A 16,570-nucleotide genomic window follows, 5' to 3' on the forward strand; every position below is an offset into this window, starting at 1 on the left:
GCCCCGCCGGCGCCGTCAACGGCCCGTAAGCACCGAGCCGTTCGCCGTACGCACAGGGAGCCGTCCGATGAAGCGCACCGCCTTCCGCCGAAGGGCCGCGCAGCTGAGCGCCGTCGCCGCCGTGGCCGCGCTCGCTCTCACCGGCTGCTCCCGGACGTCCGGCGACGGCTCGGCTCCCGCGGCCGCGCACCGGGTCCGCGACCTCACCTACGCGGAGGACCTGCGGGTCTCGGACGCCGAGCAGCGTCTGGTCGCCCGGTGCATGGCCCGCCACGGGTTCCGCTACTGGACGGACCGCCCGCTGAGCCTGGCCGAGAGCAGGCCGCTCGGCTACGTCCAGGACGACGTGCGCTGGGCCCGTACCTACGGATACGGCAGCCGGATCACGGCGAAGGAGGACCGCGCCCGGCTGCGCAACCCCAACAGCGCCTACCGCGAGGGCCTCACGACCACCCGCAAGGCCGCGTACGACACCGCTCTCGACGGCGGCCGGCAGGCCGAACTGCTACGCACCGACGTCCCGGGCGGAGGCCAGGTCAGCAAGCAGACCGGCGGCTGCGACGGCGAGGCGGAGCGGCGGCTGTACGGCGATCCGCAAACCTGGTTCCGGCTCGACACCACGGCGAGCAACCTGCGCCCGCTCTACGTCGGCAAGCTCCTGCACGACCAGCGGTTCACCGCCGCCGTGCACGCGTGGTCCGCCTGCATGAAGCAGGCCGGCCATCCCTACCCGGACCCGGACACGGCCCGGCGGGCCACCCGGGAGCACCCCGCGGTCCAGACCCGGGCCGAGGAGGCCAGGAGCTTCGCCGCCGAGACCCGGATCGCGGTCGCCGACGCCACCTGCGCCCGCGAGGTCTCCCTCAAGTCCGTGGGCCAGGACCGTGAGGCCCACTGGCTGGCCCAGCTGGACGGCGAGTACGGCGCCCGGCTGGACGCCTACCGGCAGGTGCGCCTCAGGGCGCTGGAGCGCGCCGAGCGGATCGTGCCCGCCCGCACCTGACACCTGCCGCGACCCCATGACTCCGCGGCGCCCGCCGCGGTCCTTTCCCCACACCGACCGCCTCCGACGAGGCAGAACGGGATTCATCATGCGCAAAATGACCCTCGCCCTCACCACGCTGGCCGTTGCCGCCGTCGGCTTCGCCGTACCCGCCAACGCCCACGCCTCCGCCGGCTGCAACGCGGCGTGGCCGGGCCGCGACGGCAACGTGCGGGCCTGGAAGGACTGGGACTGCGCGGGCGGCCTGCTCGGTGTCAGCGCGGGCAACGACTCCAACTGGTCCGACAGCTCCGGCGGTTTCCAGGGCAGCGCCGGCAACGCCGCCTCCTCCGTGATGAACAGCGGTTACGTCGGCGGCAAGGACGTCGTGGCCTTCTACTACTACGCCAACTACTCAGGCGGCTACGGCTGCCTCAAGCCGGGCGAGCTCTACGTGGACGACCTCACCCGCGACCACTTCACCGACGGCAACAACATGAACGACAACATCCTGTCCCACCAGTGGGTGACGGCGAGCGCCTGCGCCGCGGGCTCCTTCATCAGCTGAGGCACCGCGCCGGCCGCGGTCACCGCCCCCGCCGTGGCCGGCCTTCTCCCGCTTACCGATTACCTACCTCGCGTACCGCCGACTTTCACATCCGCGCCACCTGACCCTTCCCTGACGTTCGATGCCCTTGGAACACTCGCACCGCGCACAATCCGCCCTGTTCCGGCCATCCCGTGCGTCAGGATGAGAGGTCGCTCACCCATGCCCGAAGTCAACCGGCGCCGATTCCTCCAACTCGCGGGCGCCACCACGGCGTTCACCGCGCTGTCCAGCAGCATCCAGCGCGCCGCCGCGCTGCCCGCGAACCACCGCGCGGGGTCGATCGAGGATGTCGAGCACATCGTCGTCCTGATGCAGGAGAACCGTTCGTTCGACCACTACTTCGGCACCCTCAGAGGCGTCCGCGGCTTCGGTGACCCGCGTCCGGTCACCCAGAACAACAGGTCCGTGTGGAAGCAGTCGGACGGCACGAAGGACATCCTGCCCTTCCACCCGGACGCCGACGACCTCGGCCTCGCCTTCATCCAGGACCTCCCGCACGGCTGGAGTGACACGCACACCGCCGTCGACGGCGGCAAGTACGACAAGTGGGTACCGGCCAAGGGCACCACGACCATGGCGTACCTGAACCGGGACGACATCCCGTTCCACTACGCGCTCGCCGACGCCTTCACCATCTGCGACGCCTACCACTGCTCGTTCATGGGCTCCACCGACCCGAACCGCTACTACATGTGGACGGGGCACACGGGCAACGACGGCCAGGGCGGCGGCCCGGTCCTCGGCAACGACGAGGCCGGCTACAGCTGGACGACGTACCCGGAGCGCCTGGAGAAGGCCGGTGTCTCCTGGAAGATCTACCAGGACGTCGGCGACGGCCTGGACGCGGCCGGTGGCTGGGGCTGGATCCAGGACGCCTACCGCGGCAACTACGGCGACAACTCGCTGCTCTACTTCAAGCAGTACCAGAACGCCCAGCCCGGCGACCCGCTGTACGACAAGGCCCGCACCGGCACCGACGCGACCAAGGGCGAGGGCTTCTTCGACCAGCTGAAGGCCGACGTCAAGGCCGGCAAGCTGCCGCAGATCTCCTGGGTGGTCGCCCCCGAGGCCTTCACCGAGCACCCCAACTGGCCCGCCAACTACGGCGCCTGGTACGTCTCCCAGGTCCTCGACGCGCTCACCGCGGACCCCGAGGTGTGGGCGAAGACGGCCGTGTTCGTCACGTACGACGAGAACGACGGCTTCTTCGACCACCTGATCCCGCCCTTCCCGCCGGCCTCCGCCGCACAGGGCAAGTCCACGGTCGACCCGAGCCTGGACCTCTTCAAGGGCGACGCGAGCCACGCCGCCGGCGCCTACGGCCTCGGCCAGCGCGTCCCGATGCTCGTCGTCTCCCCGTGGAGCAAGGGCGGTTACGTCTGCTCCGAGACGCTCGACCACACCTCGATCATCCGGTTCATGGAGGCCCGCTTCGGCGTCCACGAGCCCAACATCTCGCCCTGGCGGCGCACCGTCAGCGGCGACCTGACCTCGGCGTTCGACTTCTCCCGCAAGGACACCAAGCCGGTCGCGCTGCCGTCCACCGACGGCTACCAGCCGCCGGACGGGAACCGCCACCCCGACTACGTGCCCACCCCGCCCGCCAACCCCTCCCTGCCCAGGCAGGAGCGCGGCTCGCGGCCCACCCGGCCGCTCAGGTACGCCCCGGTGGTGGACGGTTCGCTGGACGCGGCGACCGGGAAGCTCACGCTCACCTTCGCGTCGGGCGCGCAGGCCGGTGCCGCCTTCCTGGTGACGTCCGACAACCGCACCGACGGCCCCTGGAGCTACACCACCGGGGCCGGCAAGTCCGTCTCCGACGCCTGGAACTCGGTGTACTCGGGCGGCTCGTACGACCTGACCGTGCACGGGCCGAACGGCTTCCTGCGCACCTTCCAGGGCCCCGGCAAGGTGGCGGGACCCGAGGTCACCGCCCGGCCGCACGGTGACGACATCGAGCTGACCCTCACCAACAAGGGCAGCGGCACGGTGAAGCTGCAGGTGGCCGACGGGTACGGCGGCCGGGGCCGCACGTTCACGGTGCGGGCCGGGGCCACCGTGACGCACGTCGTGCACCTCAACCACAGCGAGCGGTGGTACGACCTGACGGTCACGTCCGAGGCCGACGCGAGCTTTTTGCGGCGGTTCGCCGGGCATGTGGAGAACGGGGAGCCCGGGGTGAGCGACCCGGCGATCATCACGGTGTGAGACGTGCGCCTGAGGGGGTGCGGGGAACGGTTGTGTGGCGGCCGCGGGTTGTCTGTGGCTGGTCGCGCATACGCGGCGGCAGCCGCACAACCGATACCGCCCCGCGCCCCTTTGGGGCGCCCAGTGGACGGGGTGTTCAGAGGGTCGTCAGTTTTTTCGGTTCCGTCGGCTGCCGGGGGAGCAGGGTCGGGTCCAGGGCCAGGACTGCGGCCACCGGGTGTTCGTCGTCCAGTTCGACGACCGGTGTCGGCGGTGTCACCCGGGTCAGCAGGACCACGCCCCACGACGCCAGGCCCGCGCCCGTCAGGGCGAGCAGGATGCCCCGGACCCCGCCCTGGAGTCCCTGGCCCAGCAGGGTCAGGCCGATGACCGCCGCAGCCAGTGGGTTGGAGAGGGTGACCATGGCCAGCGGGGCGCCCAGGCCGCCGCGGTAGGCGATCTGGGAGAGCAGCAGGCCGCCGACCGCGAACGCGGCCACCAGCAGGGCCACCACGATCACCTTGACGCTCAGGGCCGGCCCCGAGTGGTCCGTCGCCGCCACCGTCACCGTCTGGGTGAGGGCGGAGGCGACGCCCGAGGCGAAACCGGACGCGGTGGCGTGGCGGAGGCCCGGGCGGGTGCCGGGGCGGGAGAGGACACCGATCAGCGCGGCCGTCGTACCGGCGACGGCGAGGGCCTCGGTGAGGCTCAGCACCTGGTGCGGTGCCGGGCCCGAGGCCGTGATCAGGAGGGCGCCGAGGCCGAGCAGGGTCAGGGCGGTGCCTCGCCACTCCGTCGCGGTGACCCGGCGGCCGGCCGCACGCGCGCCCATCGGCACGGCCGCGACCAGGGTGAGCGCGCCCAGGGGCTGTACGAGGGTGAGCGGGCCGTACTTGAGGGCGACGACGTGCAGCAGGGCGGCGCCGGCGTTCAGGCCCACCGCCGCCCACCAGGCGCCGCTGCCGAGCAGCCGCAGCAGGCCGGTGGCGGAGGACTTCGACGCGAGCCGTTCCTGGGCGACGGCGGCGGCCGCGTAGGCCACGGCCGAGACCAGCGACAGCGCGACGGCGACAAGGGTCGTGGTGCTCATCGGCCCGCCCCCACCAGCGCGGGCTCCTCGGAGCCGAGGTGCCGGGTGCCGCGCCCGGCCGTGGTGGCCGTGCGGTGCGGCGAGCGAAGCGAGGTGGGGGTCCCCCCGGACGAAGTCTGGGGGCGGATCAGGGCGAGGGCGGTGCCGAGCATCGCGGTGGCGACGATCGCGTCCAGCCAGTAGTGGTTGGCGGTGCCGACGATCACGAGGAGGGTGATCGCGGGGTGCAGCAGCCAGAGCCAGCGCCAGCTCGGTCGAATACTGCGGCGCGTAGCGCCTCGTTCGGGGTGGTGGTGGGAGACGGGTGGGCGGGTGGCGACGATCAGGCCGATCGCCACCATCAGGGCCCAGCCGAAGTGCAGCGAGGGCATCGCCGCGAACTGGTTGGACAGGTGGTCGCTGGAGGGCGGGCCGTAGACGGAGGGGCCGTAGACGCGGGCGGTGTCGACGAGGCCGGTCGCGGCCAGCATCCGGGGCGGCGCCAGCGGGAAGGTGAAGGGCAGCACCAGGGCGGCCGCGGTCACCGCGGCGAGGACCCGGCGGGCCCAGACGTAGTGCGCGGGCCGCCGCAGGTAGAGCCAGACCAGGAAGGCCAGGGTGGCCGGGAAATGAACCGTGGCGTAGTAGGTGTTGGCCAGGTGGACGAGGGCGTCGCCGTGCAGCAGTGCGGACTGCACGTCGACCTCCGAGGGCAGGTGCAGCGTCCGTTCCAGGTCCCAGACGCGGCGGGCGTTGTGCAGGGCCTCGGCGGTATGGCCGGTGGCCAGTTGGCGCCCGAGCTTGTAGACGAGGAAGAGCCCTGCGACGAGCAGGAACTCACGGACGAGCGGCGGCCGGGCTATCGCGCCCGGCTCCGCTGCTGCCGGCTCGGACTGGGATCTCATCCCAGGCCCCCTCACTGACGGTGGTGCTGTGCGAGTCCCGGGCGGTGGCCCGGACTCTTCGATACGGAAGCGTACCGATACGCCACTGTACCGATACGGTCGTGTACCGGTACAGTGGCGTATCGATAGACGTAGGCCACACTGGTTGTAGGTTTCCGAGGAGTGAGGAGAAGAGCACATGACGTCGCAGGCCGCGGACGGACCGGAGACGGTCGCATCCTCGCGCCGCTCCAAGATCTCGCCGGAGCGTGAGCGGGAGTTCTTCGACGCCGTGCTCGAACAGATCCGTGAGTGCGGCTACGACTCCGTCTCCATGGAGGGGATCGCCGCCAGCACCCGCTGCAGCAAGTCCACCCTCTACCGGCAGTGGAAGACGAAACCGCAGTTCGTCGCGGCCGCGCTGCGGGCCAACCGCGAGGTGCGCTTCGCAGGCGTCGACACCGGATCACTCGCCGGGGACCTGCGTGAGGTGGCGCGGGTGGCGGGCGACTGGTCGCGCAAGGACACCAAGCTGCTCTCGGCGCTCGGCCACGCGGTGCACTCGGACGAGGAACTGGCGCAGGCGCTGCGCGAGGCACTCGTCGAACCCGAGATCGCCGCGCTCCAGGAGATCCTGCACCGCGGTGTCGCACGCGGCGAGGTCCCCGAGGGGCACCCCGCGCTGGACTACGTGCCCGCCATGATGTTCGGCGTCCTGCGGGTACGGCCCGTGCTCACCGGCGAGTACGCCGACGCCGACTATCTCGTCCGCTTCGTGGAGGCCGTCGCGCTGCCCGCACTCGGACTGACCTAGGACCCAGGCCGCCGTCCACGGGATGACTGGACGGTGACCTGCTCGCGCCGCACCGTGGGGACGGGGGCGGCGCGCACCCCCCGGCCGGGTGGGGTGCCCCTTTGAGCGGAGGGGCGCTCCACCCGGCCGATCACTGTCCGCGGACGGTCAGGTGTTCTGCCCGCTGCCGCTGCCCGAGGACACCTTGATGCCGCTGGTGATCGTGTCGATGACCGACTCCTTCTGGCCGACGTCGACACCGAACCGGATCACGACGATCTGCTGGGCGTTGGCGGGCGACGGGAAGGCCAGCGACTCGACGTAGCCGTCGGCGCCCTTGCTGGTGATCGCCTTCCAGCGGACCAGGTATCCCTTCTGCCCGGCCACGGTGACCGCCTTGGAGGCCAGCACCTGGTGCGAGGTGATCGAGCCGTAGGTCTTGCCGCCGTACGACTCCGTGGCGTTGGCCGAGATGTCCGCCTTCGCGACCTCCTCGGCCGTGTCGCCCTTGGTGCCCAGCACCACGGCGGGCGCCGAGTAGGCACCGCCGGCGGTGCAGGTCTGCGAGGTGTCGCCCGGGCACTTGTAGGAGTCGTCGGAGCTGACGTTGGCGCCGTAGCTCAGAGCCTGCCCGGTCCAGCCGTCCGGCACCGGGATGCTGATGGCGTTGATCGAGTCCGAGACCGTGCCGCCGCCCTTGACCTTCGGCGCCTCGGACTCGTTCGGAGACGGCGAGGCGCCCCCGCCGGTGCCGCCGGAACCCGAACCGCCGCCGGACCCGCCGAACGGGAAGCCCTGACCGCCGTTCTGCCCCTCGGGGCCGCCCTGGCCGAACCCGCCCTGGCCGCCCGAGCCCTGCTGCGAGGCCTGCTGGCCGCCGCTGTCGCCGCCGTTGCCGGTGAGCGCCCACGCGCTCACCCCGATGGCGGCGAGCACCGCCACGGCCACGCCTACGGCGACACCGGTGTGCAGCCCGCGCTTGGCAGGGGCCGGCGGTGCCGGATACCCCGGATATCCCGGGTACGCGGGGTAGGCCCCGCCTGCCGGGTAAGCCGGCTGCGCCGGGTGTGCCGGGTCGCCCCCCTCGGCCGGGAAGGTCTGCTCGGCCCCGTCGGCCGGCGGCTGCGGCGGGGGACCCCAGCCGGCGGCCGACCCGGCGGGCCGGGTCTGCTCCGTCCAGGCCTTGCCGTCCCACCAGCGTTCGGTGGCCGGACCGTCACTTGTCTGCCCGGGATCGGGATACCACCCGGGAGGAGTCACCTGCGTCATGCCCCCACCGTATGAGGCATCGGTGAAAGTCGGATGAGAGGATCCGGCGATGTTCGGACGAGATGATGCGAAACGTGGCCGGCACGCGATCCGGCGCGGTCCGCAGGAGGCGGTCCGGCACGCCTCATTCGATCCGCAGCCGCACCGGCGGCCCCGGTGCCGGCGGCGGGAGGCGCAGGCCGTTCCGGCCCGGGGTCAGGGAGCCGAGGATGCTCGGGTGGCGGGCGCCGGTGGCGGTCGGGGCCGTGCCCGCGAGGCCGTGCGCGGTGAGGAAGCCGAGGACCGCGAAGGCGTACGCCTCCTTGGCCGCCGCGGGCAGCCCGAGTTCGTCGGAGACGCGCACCGGGATCCGCGGGAGCAGGTCGCCCAGCATCCGCATCAGCACGGGGTTGCGGGTGCCGCCGCCCGACGCGATCACCTCCGTCGCCGCCACGCCCCGCACCGCGTCCGCCACCGTCCGGGCGGTCAGCCGGGTGAGGGTCGCCAGCGCGTCCTCGGCCGGCAGGCCCGCGGGCGCCCGCCAGTACCCGGCATGGAACAGCTCCTTGCCGGTCGTCTTCGGCGCGGGCAGCGCGTAGTACGGCTCCGCCAGCAGCTCTTCGAGCAGCAGCTCATCCGGACGGCCGCGGGCCGCGAGCGCCCCGTCCACGTCGTACGCCAGCCGCCCGCCGGTGAACTCCCGCACCGCCGCGTCCAGCAGCGCGCACCCGGGCCCGGTGTCGAAGGCCGTGCCGTCGGGGGCCGTCAGGTTGGCGATGCCGCCGAGGTTCAGCGCCACCGGCGTCCCCGGCCGGCCACGCAGCCACAGCAGGTCGACCAGGCTCACCAGGGGAGCCCCCTGGCCCCCGGCCGCCACGTCCCGCGGCCGGAAGTCGGAGACCACCGGCAGCCCCGTCGCCTCCGCGATCCACGCCGGCTGCCCGAGCTGGAGGGTGCCGAGCACCCGCCCGTCCGTCACCCAGTGGTAGACCGTCTGCCCGTGCGAGGCCACCAACTCCCCACGCCCACCGCACAGTTCGCGGTCGGCCCGGACCGCGGCCGCCGCGAACGCCTGCCCGATCCGGGTGTCCAGCAGGCACACCCGCGCCAGCGGCACGGCGACCGGCGGCAGCGCCCGCGCGAGCGCCTCGCGCAACTCCTCGTCGTACGGCGTGCTCACCATTCCCAGCGGCTTCAGCAGCAGCGTGCCGTCCAGCAGCCGCAGCTCGGCCGCCGCCGCGTCCACCGCGTCGTACGACGTCCCGGACATCAGGCCGATCACCAGCAATGTCTCAACCCGCCTTCGTCTTCGGCGACCCCAGCAGCGCGAGCACGCTGACCGCGCAGGTCGCCGCCGCGTAGTAACCGGGGACGTCGAGGTTCCCGGTGCGCCGCACCGCCTCCGTGATGATGAGGCCCGCACAGCCCGAGAACACGGCATTGGACAGCGCGTAGGCGAGTCCCAGGCCCGTGCAGCGGGCCCGCGCCGGGAACATCTCGGCCAGCAGCGCGGGCCCGGGGCCGGCCATCAGCCCCACCACCGCACCCGCGCCGCACAGCGCCGCGCCCTTCACGGCCGCCGACGTCCCCTGGTCCTGGAGGAGGCCGAGCAGGGGCAGCGCCAGCAGCACCACGAGCCCGGCGCCGGTCAGCATCACCGGCCGCCGCCCCACCCGGTCGCTGAGCAGCCCCGCGGGCAGGATCGCCGCCGCGAACCCCACATTCGCCACCACGGTGGCCAGCAGGGCCTCGCGGAAACCGGTGTGCAGCGCGGTCTGGAGGTACGACGGCAGCACCACCAGGAAGGTGTATCCGGCCGCCGACCAGCCCATCACCCGGGCGGCGGCCAGCGCGATCGCCCGGACCGGCACCCGCACGGCGCCCCCGGCCGGCTCCCGGAACTCCGGTGTCTCGTCCAGCCCGATCCGCAGCCACAGCGCCAGCGCACCCAGCGGCAACGCCAGCAGGAACGGCAACCGCCAGCCCCAGGAACCGAACTGCTCGGACGTCAGAATGCCCGACAGCCCCACCGCCACCCCCGCACCGCCCAGCAGACCCAACGCCACGGTGAACGACTGCCACGCCCCGTACAGCCCCCGGCGCCCCGGTGGCGCGAACTCGGTCAGCATCGCCACCGCGCCCCCGAACTCCCCGCCCGCCGACAGCCCCTGAACCGCCCTCAGAAACGTCAGCAGCCACGGCGCGAGCGCACCCGCCTGCGCGTATGTCGGCAGCACGCCGATCAGCGCCGTCGCACCCGTCATCAGCGCCACCACCAGGATCAGCACCGGCCGTCGGCCGAGCCGGTCCGCCAGCCGGCCGAACAGGGCCGCGCCCAGCGGACGGAAGAAGAACGCCAGCCCGAACGAGGCGTAGGTGCGCACCAGCCCCTCGGCCGCGCCGCCGCCCGCCGGGGTGAAGAACCGCTCGGCGACGACGGTCGCGACATAGCCGTAGACACCGAACTCGTACCACTCGATGAAATTGCCGACCGAGCCCGCGGCCAGGGCCCGGAGGGGCCGGTTCCGCTCGCGCGCCGCCCGATCTTCGAAAGTCAGCTTCATGTTCCTGCCCGTTGACGGTCCGTTCGCTGCACAGCGGCAGGTCGGGGCCGTTCCGCGTCGCCCGGGTGCACCCGCTTTCACCCGTCACGGCCACAGCTGTCCGGACCCGCCTCCGGACAGCCAACCGGACGGCTACGCTCGTGGTCTGTACGTCGTTCGGGCGACTTGGGGAGGTAACGGGATGACGGAGGAGCAGCCCCCAGGAGGCGCCTCGGCTCCCCTCTGGGAGCGCGAGGAGGAGGTCGCCGCCGTCACCGAGGCGCTCGACGTCCTGTGCGCCGACCGGTCCACCTCGGGAAACCTGCTGGTGGTGCGGGGCGAGGCCGGGCTCGGCAAGACCGCGCTGCTGGCCGAGACCCGCCGCATCGCCGAACGCCGGGGCTGCACCGTCTGGTCCACCCGCGGCGTCGAGACCCTGCGCAGTGTGCCCTTCCACGTGGTACGGCAGCTGCTCCAGCCCGCCCTGGTCTCCCTGCTGCCCGAGGAGGCCCGGGAGTACCTCGGCGACTGGTACGACATCGCGGGGCCCGCCCTCGGGATCACGGACCCCGGCGACCGTCAGGCCGACCCGCAGGGCGTCTGCGACGGCCTGGTCGCGGCCGTCCGCCGGCTCGCCAAACGCGACTGGCCGCTGGTCCTGCTGATCGACGACGCGCACTGGGCCGACCAGGAGACCCTGGCCTGGCTCGCCGCCTTCGTCGAACGCCTCGACGACCTGTCCGTGCTGGTCCTGGTGGCGCGCCGCCCCGGCGAGGTCGCCGGCGACAGCGCCCGCTACCTCGACGCCGTGGCCGCCGCGGCCGGCCGCCCCGTCCGCACCATCAGCGCCCTCACCCCGGACGCCACCGCGGGCCTGACCCGCGCCACCCTCGGCGAGCACGCCGACGCCCCGTTCTGCCGCGAGGTCTGGGCCGTCACCGGCGGCAACCCCTACGAGACCGTCGAACTCCTCGCCAAGGTCCAGGACAGCGAGGTCGAACCCGTCGAGGCCCGGGCCGGCGAACTGCGCGCCCTCAACCGGTCGGCCCGCGGCGGCGGACTCGTCACCCGCCTCGAAGGCCTCGGTGTCGACGCCACCCGGTTCGCCTGGGCCGCCGCCATTCTCGGCACCGGCATCTCCGTCGACCTCGTCGCCCAGCTCGCCAGCATGGCCGTGGACGACGCCGAGCGCTGCGCCGAACTGCTGCGCAGCGCCCGTATCCTCACCGCGCCCGACCCGGCCGGCTACCGGTCCCACGCGGGCGACCTGGAGTTCGTCCACCCGCTGATCGCCACCGCCGTCTACAACTCCATCCCGCCCGCGATGTGCACCGCCATGCACGGCATCGCCGCCCAGATCGTCATCGACGACGGCCGCGGGATAGCCGAGGCCTCCCGCCATCTGCTGAAGGTCCACCCGGACGACGACGAGGAACTCGTCGAACAGCTGCGCGACGCGGCCAAGGAACACCTCGCCGTAGGCGCCCCGGACGCGGCCCGCCGCTGCCTCGAACGCGCCCTGCTCGAACCGCCCCTCCCCGAGGTCCACGCGCGCGTGCTCTACGAACTGGGCTGCGCCACCCTCCTCACCAAGCCCGCCGTCACCATCGGCCACCTGCAGAGCGCCCTCGGCATGCCCGGCCTCGCCGGCCCCGAACGCGTCGACGCCGTCTTCCGGCTCTCCCAGGCCCTTCTCCACAACGACCAGCTGGAGGAAGCCGTCCGCACGGTCGAGGCGGAGGCCGCGCGGCACGACGAAGGACCCGCGAGACTCCGGCTCCAGGCCGTCCAGTTCATGTGGGAGGGCATCGCCGGAGAGGCCGTCTCCCCGCGCCGCTCCGAACGGCTCGCCGACCTCGCCGCCACCTGCACCGGCCGCGACAACTCCGAGCGCGCCCTGCTGATGCTGCGCGGCTTCGACCTGCTCATCCAGGGCGAGAGCGCCGAGGAGGTCGTCGAGCTGTGCGACCGCGCCCTCGTCAACGGCCGGCTCGCGCCCGGCCTCGGCTGGACGGACACCGAGTGGGGCATCGAACTCCTGCTGATGCTCGCCAACTCCTACGTCTACACCGACCGCCTCGACCGCGCGGAGAGCCTGTACAACGAGGCTCTGCGCGCCTACGAGTCCTCCGGCTGGAGCGGCGGCCACCTCGCCCTCGCCCATGCCTACGTCGGCCTCGGCCATCGCCGGCGCGGCCGGCTGCGGGACGCGGAGACCTCGCTGCGGGAGTCCCTGCGGATCGCCGAGCGGGTCGGCCGCCGGCTGCCCCTGTACTGGACCGCCACCTGCAACCTCGTCGACACGCTACTCGCCCGCGGCCATGTCCAGCAGGCCTGGGAGACCGCCGAACAGTACGGCTTCGCACCGCCGTACCCGTCCACCATCGTCATGCCGGACCCGCGGTCGGTGCGCGGCCGGCTGCTGCTCGCCGTCGGCCGCGCGAAAGAGGCCGTGAACGAACTGGAGGCGGCGGAGAAGGCGGCCGCCGCCCGCGGCCACTTCAACCCCGTGGTCGTGCCCTGGGCGCTCGACCTCGCCCGGGCCCTCGCGAACGAGGACCCGGCGCGGGCGGCGCGACTGGCGAGCGACGCGCGACGGCAGGCCGAGCGGTTCGGCACGGACACGGCGATCGGCGAGGCGCTGCGGTGCGCTGCCGCGCTGGAGACCGGGCAGCGGCAGGTGCGGCTGGCTTCGCAGGCGGTGGCGTATCTGGAGGCGTCGCCTTGCCAGTACGAGCATGCGGCGGCTCGGGTGGAGTACGGGATCGCCGCGCGGTCGGTGGCCGAGTTGAACAGGGGGCTGGCGTTGGCCCGGTCGTGTGGGGCGGACGGGTTGGTTGCTCAGGCTCGGGAGGTTTTGGATACGGGGCGGGGGCTGCGCTGACGGGTGCAGGCCGTCTGTGGCTGGTCGCGCCCACGCGGCGGCAGCCGCATGTCAATACAGCCCCGCGCCCCCTACGGGGCGCTACAGAGCGAGGAGTTGATCAGTTACCGCTGACAGGCGTTTCTGTACCTCTCGGTCGTACGTCGCTTCGTGCGCTCGTGCCGGACTCGTACCGTCGAAGTAGCGCCCTGTACTCAAGTCCTGCGTCGCCAGGGCCAGTACCCCCGGGGCGCCGTCCGCCACCGTGCTCCACGGGGCCACTCCGCCCTCCCGCACCATCGCGGTGTCCATGAAGGTGGCCGGGTGCAGGACGTTCACCGACACGCCGGTGCCCGCCAGCTCCTCCGCCAGGGCGAAGGTGTGGGCGGCCAGGGCGAACTTCGCCCGGCAGTAGGCCGCGAACCCCTGGTAGCCGCGGGTGAACTCGGGATCGTCGAAGTCCAGAGGTTCCTGGCCCGCCGAGCCGACGTTGACGATGCGGGCCGGGGTGTTGGCGCGCAGGACCGGCAGAAGGGCGCGGGTGAGGGCAACCGGAGCAAGGTAGTTGACGGCCAAGCGCAGCTCGTGGCCGTCGCTGCTCAGTTCGCGGCCCGAGCCGGGGGAGCCGGCGCCGACGCCCGCGTTGTTGATCAGTACGTCCAGGTCGGGGTGGGCGTCGGCGACCCGCGCGCCCAGTTCGCGGACCTGGGCCAGCGAGGCCAGGTCCGCGACGAACGCCTCGGCGTCGCCCTCGGTGCGCAGCTCCTCGACCAGCCGCTCGGTACGGCCGGGGTCGCGGCCGTGCGCGAGGACGACATGTCCCGAGCGGACCAGTGCGAAGGCGACGTATCGGCCGAGCCCGGAGGTGGCACCCGTGATCAGGATGGTCGACATGCTCCCACCGTAGGCACAGCGCCCCCTCCTGTGCCTGTCCCCGGCAGTGTCACCCTTCCTCTTCCGCCAGCACCCGCTGTGCCGTCGCGAACGCGGAGTTCGCGGCCGGGACCCCGCAGTACACGGCCGTCTGCAGCAGCACCGCGCCGATCTCGTCCGGAGTCAGCCCGTTGCGCCGGGCCGCCCGCACATGCATGGCCAGCTCGTCGTAGTGGCCGTGGGCGACCAGAGCGGTGAGGGTGATCATGCTGCGTTCGCGGCGGGAGAGGGTGGGGTCGGTCCAGATCTCGCCCCAGGCGTAGCGCGAGATGAAGTCCTGGAAGCGGGCCGTGAAGGGGGTCTGCCGGGCCTGTGCGCGGTCGACGTGCGCGTCGCCGAGCACGTCACGGCGTACGGCCATGCCGAGCCTGGCGCCCCCGTCGAGGTGGGAGCGGAGCGCGGTGAGGACGGCCTCGGGGCACTGCGCGGGAGCCAGATGAGCGGCGCCCGGCAGTTCGACCAGCGTGGACGCCGGCACGGTGTCGGCGATCTCCCGCAGATGCGGCGGCGGGGTCGCGGGGTCCTGGCGGCCGGCGATCAGCAGGGTGCGGACGGCGATCTCGCCGAGCCGGTCGCGCAGGTCGAAGGCGGCCAGTGCGTCGCAGCAGGCGGCGTACGCCTCCGGGTCGGCCGTCCGCTGGTCCTCGACCAGCCGCGGTACGGTGAAACCGGGCGTGAACCAGCGGCTGGGGGCGTTCTCCGCGAGCCACTCCAGGCCCTCCCGGCGCACCCGCTCGGCCCGCTCCTCCCACGGCCTGGAGCCGCCGAAGTGGGCCGAGGAGCAGATCACCGCCAGGTTCTCCAGCCGGTCCGGGTGGTGGACGGCCAGGTGCAGCCCCACGGCACCGCCCAGCGACACCCCCGCGTACGCGAACCGCTCGATGCCGAGCGCGTCGGCGAGCGCGAGCACCAGGGCGGCGAGGTCACCGACGGTCGCCCCGGCCTTGACCGGGCCGGGCGCCGAACCGCCGTGCCCCGGCAGATTCCAGCGCACGACACGGTGAGTGATCGACAGTTCGGGCGCCACGGCGTCCCACAGGGCGTACGAGGTGCCGAGCGACGGCCCGAGGAGCAGCGGGGGAGCCGAAGCGGGGCCCTCGACGCGGTGGTTGAGAAGGGACTCGGTCAACGTCGCTCCAGAGCACGGTCGGTGAGCACACCGGCGGAGCCGGTGTAACGGGCGGGATCGGTCAGGCTGTCGAGATCGACTTCCTTCAAGTCGGGTTCCTCGGCCAGGAGTTCACGCAGCGTTCGGTGCTCGGTGTGGGTGCGGCGGGCCAGCTCGGTGAGCAGCTCCTTGGCGCGGGCCCGGCCGAGCACGGGGGCCAGCTCGGCGGAGAGCCGCTCCGAGACGATCAGTCCGTTGGTGAGGCCGAGGTGGCGGCGCATCGCCTCCGGGTGCACCCGCAGCCCTTCCGCCAGCTCCGCCGCGTCCCGCGCCGCGCCGCCGACGGTCCGCAGCAGATCCCGCAACGGCTCCCACTCGGCGTGCCAGGCACCGGCCGGCCGCTCGTCCTCAGCGGCCATCGAGCCGTACAGGACGGCCGCGCACTGCGGAGCCCGCCGGGCGGCCGCCGCGATCAGCGTCGCTCGCACGGGGTTGGCCTTGTGCGGCATCGCCGACGAGCCGCCCCCGCTGCCCTCGGACACCTCGCCGATCTCGGTACGGGACAAGGTCAGCACGTCCGCGGCGAGCTTGCCCAGCGCCCCTGCCGTGAAGGCGAGGCATCCGGCGAGGTCGGCGATCGGCGTCCGCAGCGTGTGCCAGGGCAACAGCGGGGCTGCCAGGCCGAGTTCACGCGCGTACGCCGCCGGTAGCTCCTCGGCGTGCTCCGCGCCGTACGCTCCGAAGGCGGCCAGCGTGCCTGCCGCGCCACCGAGTTGGGCGGGCAGCGACGTCCGGACCCGCATCACGCGGTCCCGGGCGTCGAGGACCAGCGAGCGCCAGCCGGCCGCCTTCAGCCCGAAGGCCGTCGGTACGGCGTGCTGGGTGAGCGTGCGGCCCGGCATCGGCGTGTCACGGTACTCGGCGGCCAGCCTGGCCAAGGCCCCTGCGGTGCCGCCGAGGTCGGCGAGCAGCAGGTCCAGGGTGCGGGCGGCGACCAGCATGGTCGCCGTGTCCATGATGTCCTGGCTGGTCGCACCCCGGTGCACGTACGGCCCGTACTCCGCGCCGACCGCCTTGGTCAGATCGGCGACCAGCGGGATGACCGGGTTGCCGCCGCCGCGGCCGCGCTCCGCGAGGGCGCCGACGTCGTAGCGTCCGGGGTCGGCCGCCTCGGTCACGGCCGTCGCCGCCTCGGACGGCGCCAGCCCCAGGGCGGCCTGGGCACGGGTGAGGGCCGTCTCCGCGTCAAGGAGCGCCCGCAGCCAGGCGCTGTCGCCGGTCGCGGCCGCGGCGGCGGAACCGGACCACCCGGGACCGAGCAGCCCGGCGTCGGCACCGCCGTACTCCACT

13 protein-coding genes are annotated in these 16,570 nt (G+C 73.2%); 5 read left to right on the forward strand and 8 right to left on the reverse strand.

The window, feature by feature from the left end:
- Positions 1 to 67 precede the first annotated feature (67 nt).
- From OHB00_RS43490 to OHB00_RS43500, 3 genes are all read left to right on the forward strand, one after another.
- Positions 68 to 1,003: a hypothetical protein gene (locus OHB00_RS43490; RefSeq protein ID WP_406443446.1), complete on the forward strand. Its 936-nt coding sequence runs from the start codon at positions 68 to 70 to the stop codon at positions 1,001 to 1,003.
- Between the two features lie 88 nt (positions 1,004 to 1,091).
- The gene (locus OHB00_RS43495) at positions 1,092 to 1,550 is read left to right on the forward strand and encodes a hypothetical protein (RefSeq protein WP_406443448.1); all 459 of its coding nucleotides are present in this window, start codon (positions 1,092 to 1,094) and stop codon (positions 1,548 to 1,550) included.
- A gap of 201 nt (positions 1,551 to 1,751) precedes the next feature.
- Entirely contained in the window at positions 1,752 to 3,800 is a 2,049-nt protein-coding gene (locus tag OHB00_RS43500; protein WP_406443450.1) for a phosphocholine-specific phospholipase C, read from the forward strand.
- A 136-nt stretch (positions 3,801 to 3,936) separates the two neighbouring features.
- Here the strand turns inward: OHB00_RS43500 and OHB00_RS43505 are convergent, their stop codons facing one another.
- The gene (locus tag OHB00_RS43505; protein ID WP_406443451.1) at positions 3,937 to 4,869 is read right to left on the reverse strand and encodes a hypothetical protein; all 933 of its coding nucleotides are present in this window, start codon (positions 4,867 to 4,869) and stop codon (positions 3,937 to 3,939) included.
- Complete coding sequence (locus tag OHB00_RS43510) at positions 4,866 to 5,753, reverse strand: phosphatase PAP2 family protein (RefSeq protein WP_406443452.1); 888 nt, start codon at positions 5,751 to 5,753, stop codon at positions 4,866 to 4,868. The genes OHB00_RS43505 and OHB00_RS43510 overlap by 4 nt, the downstream gene beginning before the upstream one ends.
- Before the next feature lie 178 nt (positions 5,754 to 5,931).
- Here OHB00_RS43510 and OHB00_RS43515 point away from each other — a divergent pair, with 178 nt between their 5' ends.
- A complete protein-coding gene (locus OHB00_RS43515) occupies positions 5,932 to 6,546 on the forward strand; it encodes a TetR/AcrR family transcriptional regulator (RefSeq protein WP_406443454.1) in 615 nt (204 codons plus the stop codon).
- A 147-nt stretch (positions 6,547 to 6,693) separates the two neighbouring features.
- Here the strand turns inward: OHB00_RS43515 and OHB00_RS43520 are convergent, their stop codons facing one another.
- From OHB00_RS43520 to OHB00_RS43530, 3 genes are all read right to left on the reverse strand, one after another.
- Entirely contained in the window at positions 6,694 to 7,794 is a 1,101-nt protein-coding gene (locus OHB00_RS43520; protein ID WP_406443456.1) for a DUF2510 domain-containing protein, read from the reverse strand.
- A 124-nt stretch (positions 7,795 to 7,918) separates the two neighbouring features.
- Positions 7,919 to 9,061 carry an anhydro-N-acetylmuramic acid kinase gene (locus tag OHB00_RS43525; protein ID WP_406443458.1) on the reverse strand — a complete coding sequence of 381 codons (1,143 nt, stop codon included), beginning with the start codon at positions 9,059 to 9,061 and terminating at the stop codon, positions 7,919 to 7,921.
- A 4-nt stretch (positions 9,062 to 9,065) separates the two neighbouring features.
- Entirely contained in the window at positions 9,066 to 10,337 is a 1,272-nt protein-coding gene (locus OHB00_RS43530; RefSeq protein WP_406443460.1) for an MFS transporter, read from the reverse strand.
- A 181-nt stretch (positions 10,338 to 10,518) separates the two neighbouring features.
- Here OHB00_RS43530 and OHB00_RS43535 point away from each other — a divergent pair, with 181 nt between their 5' ends.
- Positions 10,519 to 13,200: an ATP-binding protein gene (locus tag OHB00_RS43535; RefSeq protein WP_406443462.1), complete on the forward strand. Its 2,682-nt coding sequence runs from the start codon at positions 10,519 to 10,521 to the stop codon at positions 13,198 to 13,200.
- Between the two features lie 81 nt (positions 13,201 to 13,281).
- Here the strand turns inward: OHB00_RS43535 and OHB00_RS43540 are convergent, their stop codons facing one another.
- From OHB00_RS43540 to pcaB, 3 genes are read right to left on the reverse strand one after another with little or no spacing between them, the layout of a single operon-like run.
- The gene (locus OHB00_RS43540; protein ID WP_406443464.1) at positions 13,282 to 14,073 is read right to left on the reverse strand and encodes an SDR family NAD(P)-dependent oxidoreductase; all 792 of its coding nucleotides are present in this window, start codon (positions 14,071 to 14,073) and stop codon (positions 13,282 to 13,284) included.
- 49 nt (positions 14,074 to 14,122) lie between these two features.
- The gene (gene pcaD, locus OHB00_RS43545) at positions 14,123 to 15,241 is read right to left on the reverse strand and encodes a 3-oxoadipate enol-lactonase (protein ID WP_406443465.1); all 1,119 of its coding nucleotides are present in this window, start codon (positions 15,239 to 15,241) and stop codon (positions 14,123 to 14,125) included.
- Positions 15,238 to 16,569 (reverse strand): 3-carboxy-cis,cis-muconate cycloisomerase, encoded by a 1,332-nt coding sequence (gene pcaB / locus OHB00_RS43550; protein ID WP_406446248.1) that lies wholly within the window; start codon positions 16,567 to 16,569, stop codon positions 15,238 to 15,240. Before pcaB ends, pcaD begins: the two co-directional genes overlap by 4 nt.
- Between the last annotated feature and the right edge of the window lies 1 nt (position 16,570).

This window comes from Streptomyces sp. NBC_00631 (genome assembly GCF_045206895.1).
GTDB lineage: Bacteria > Actinomycetota > Actinomycetes > Streptomycetales > Streptomycetaceae > Streptomyces.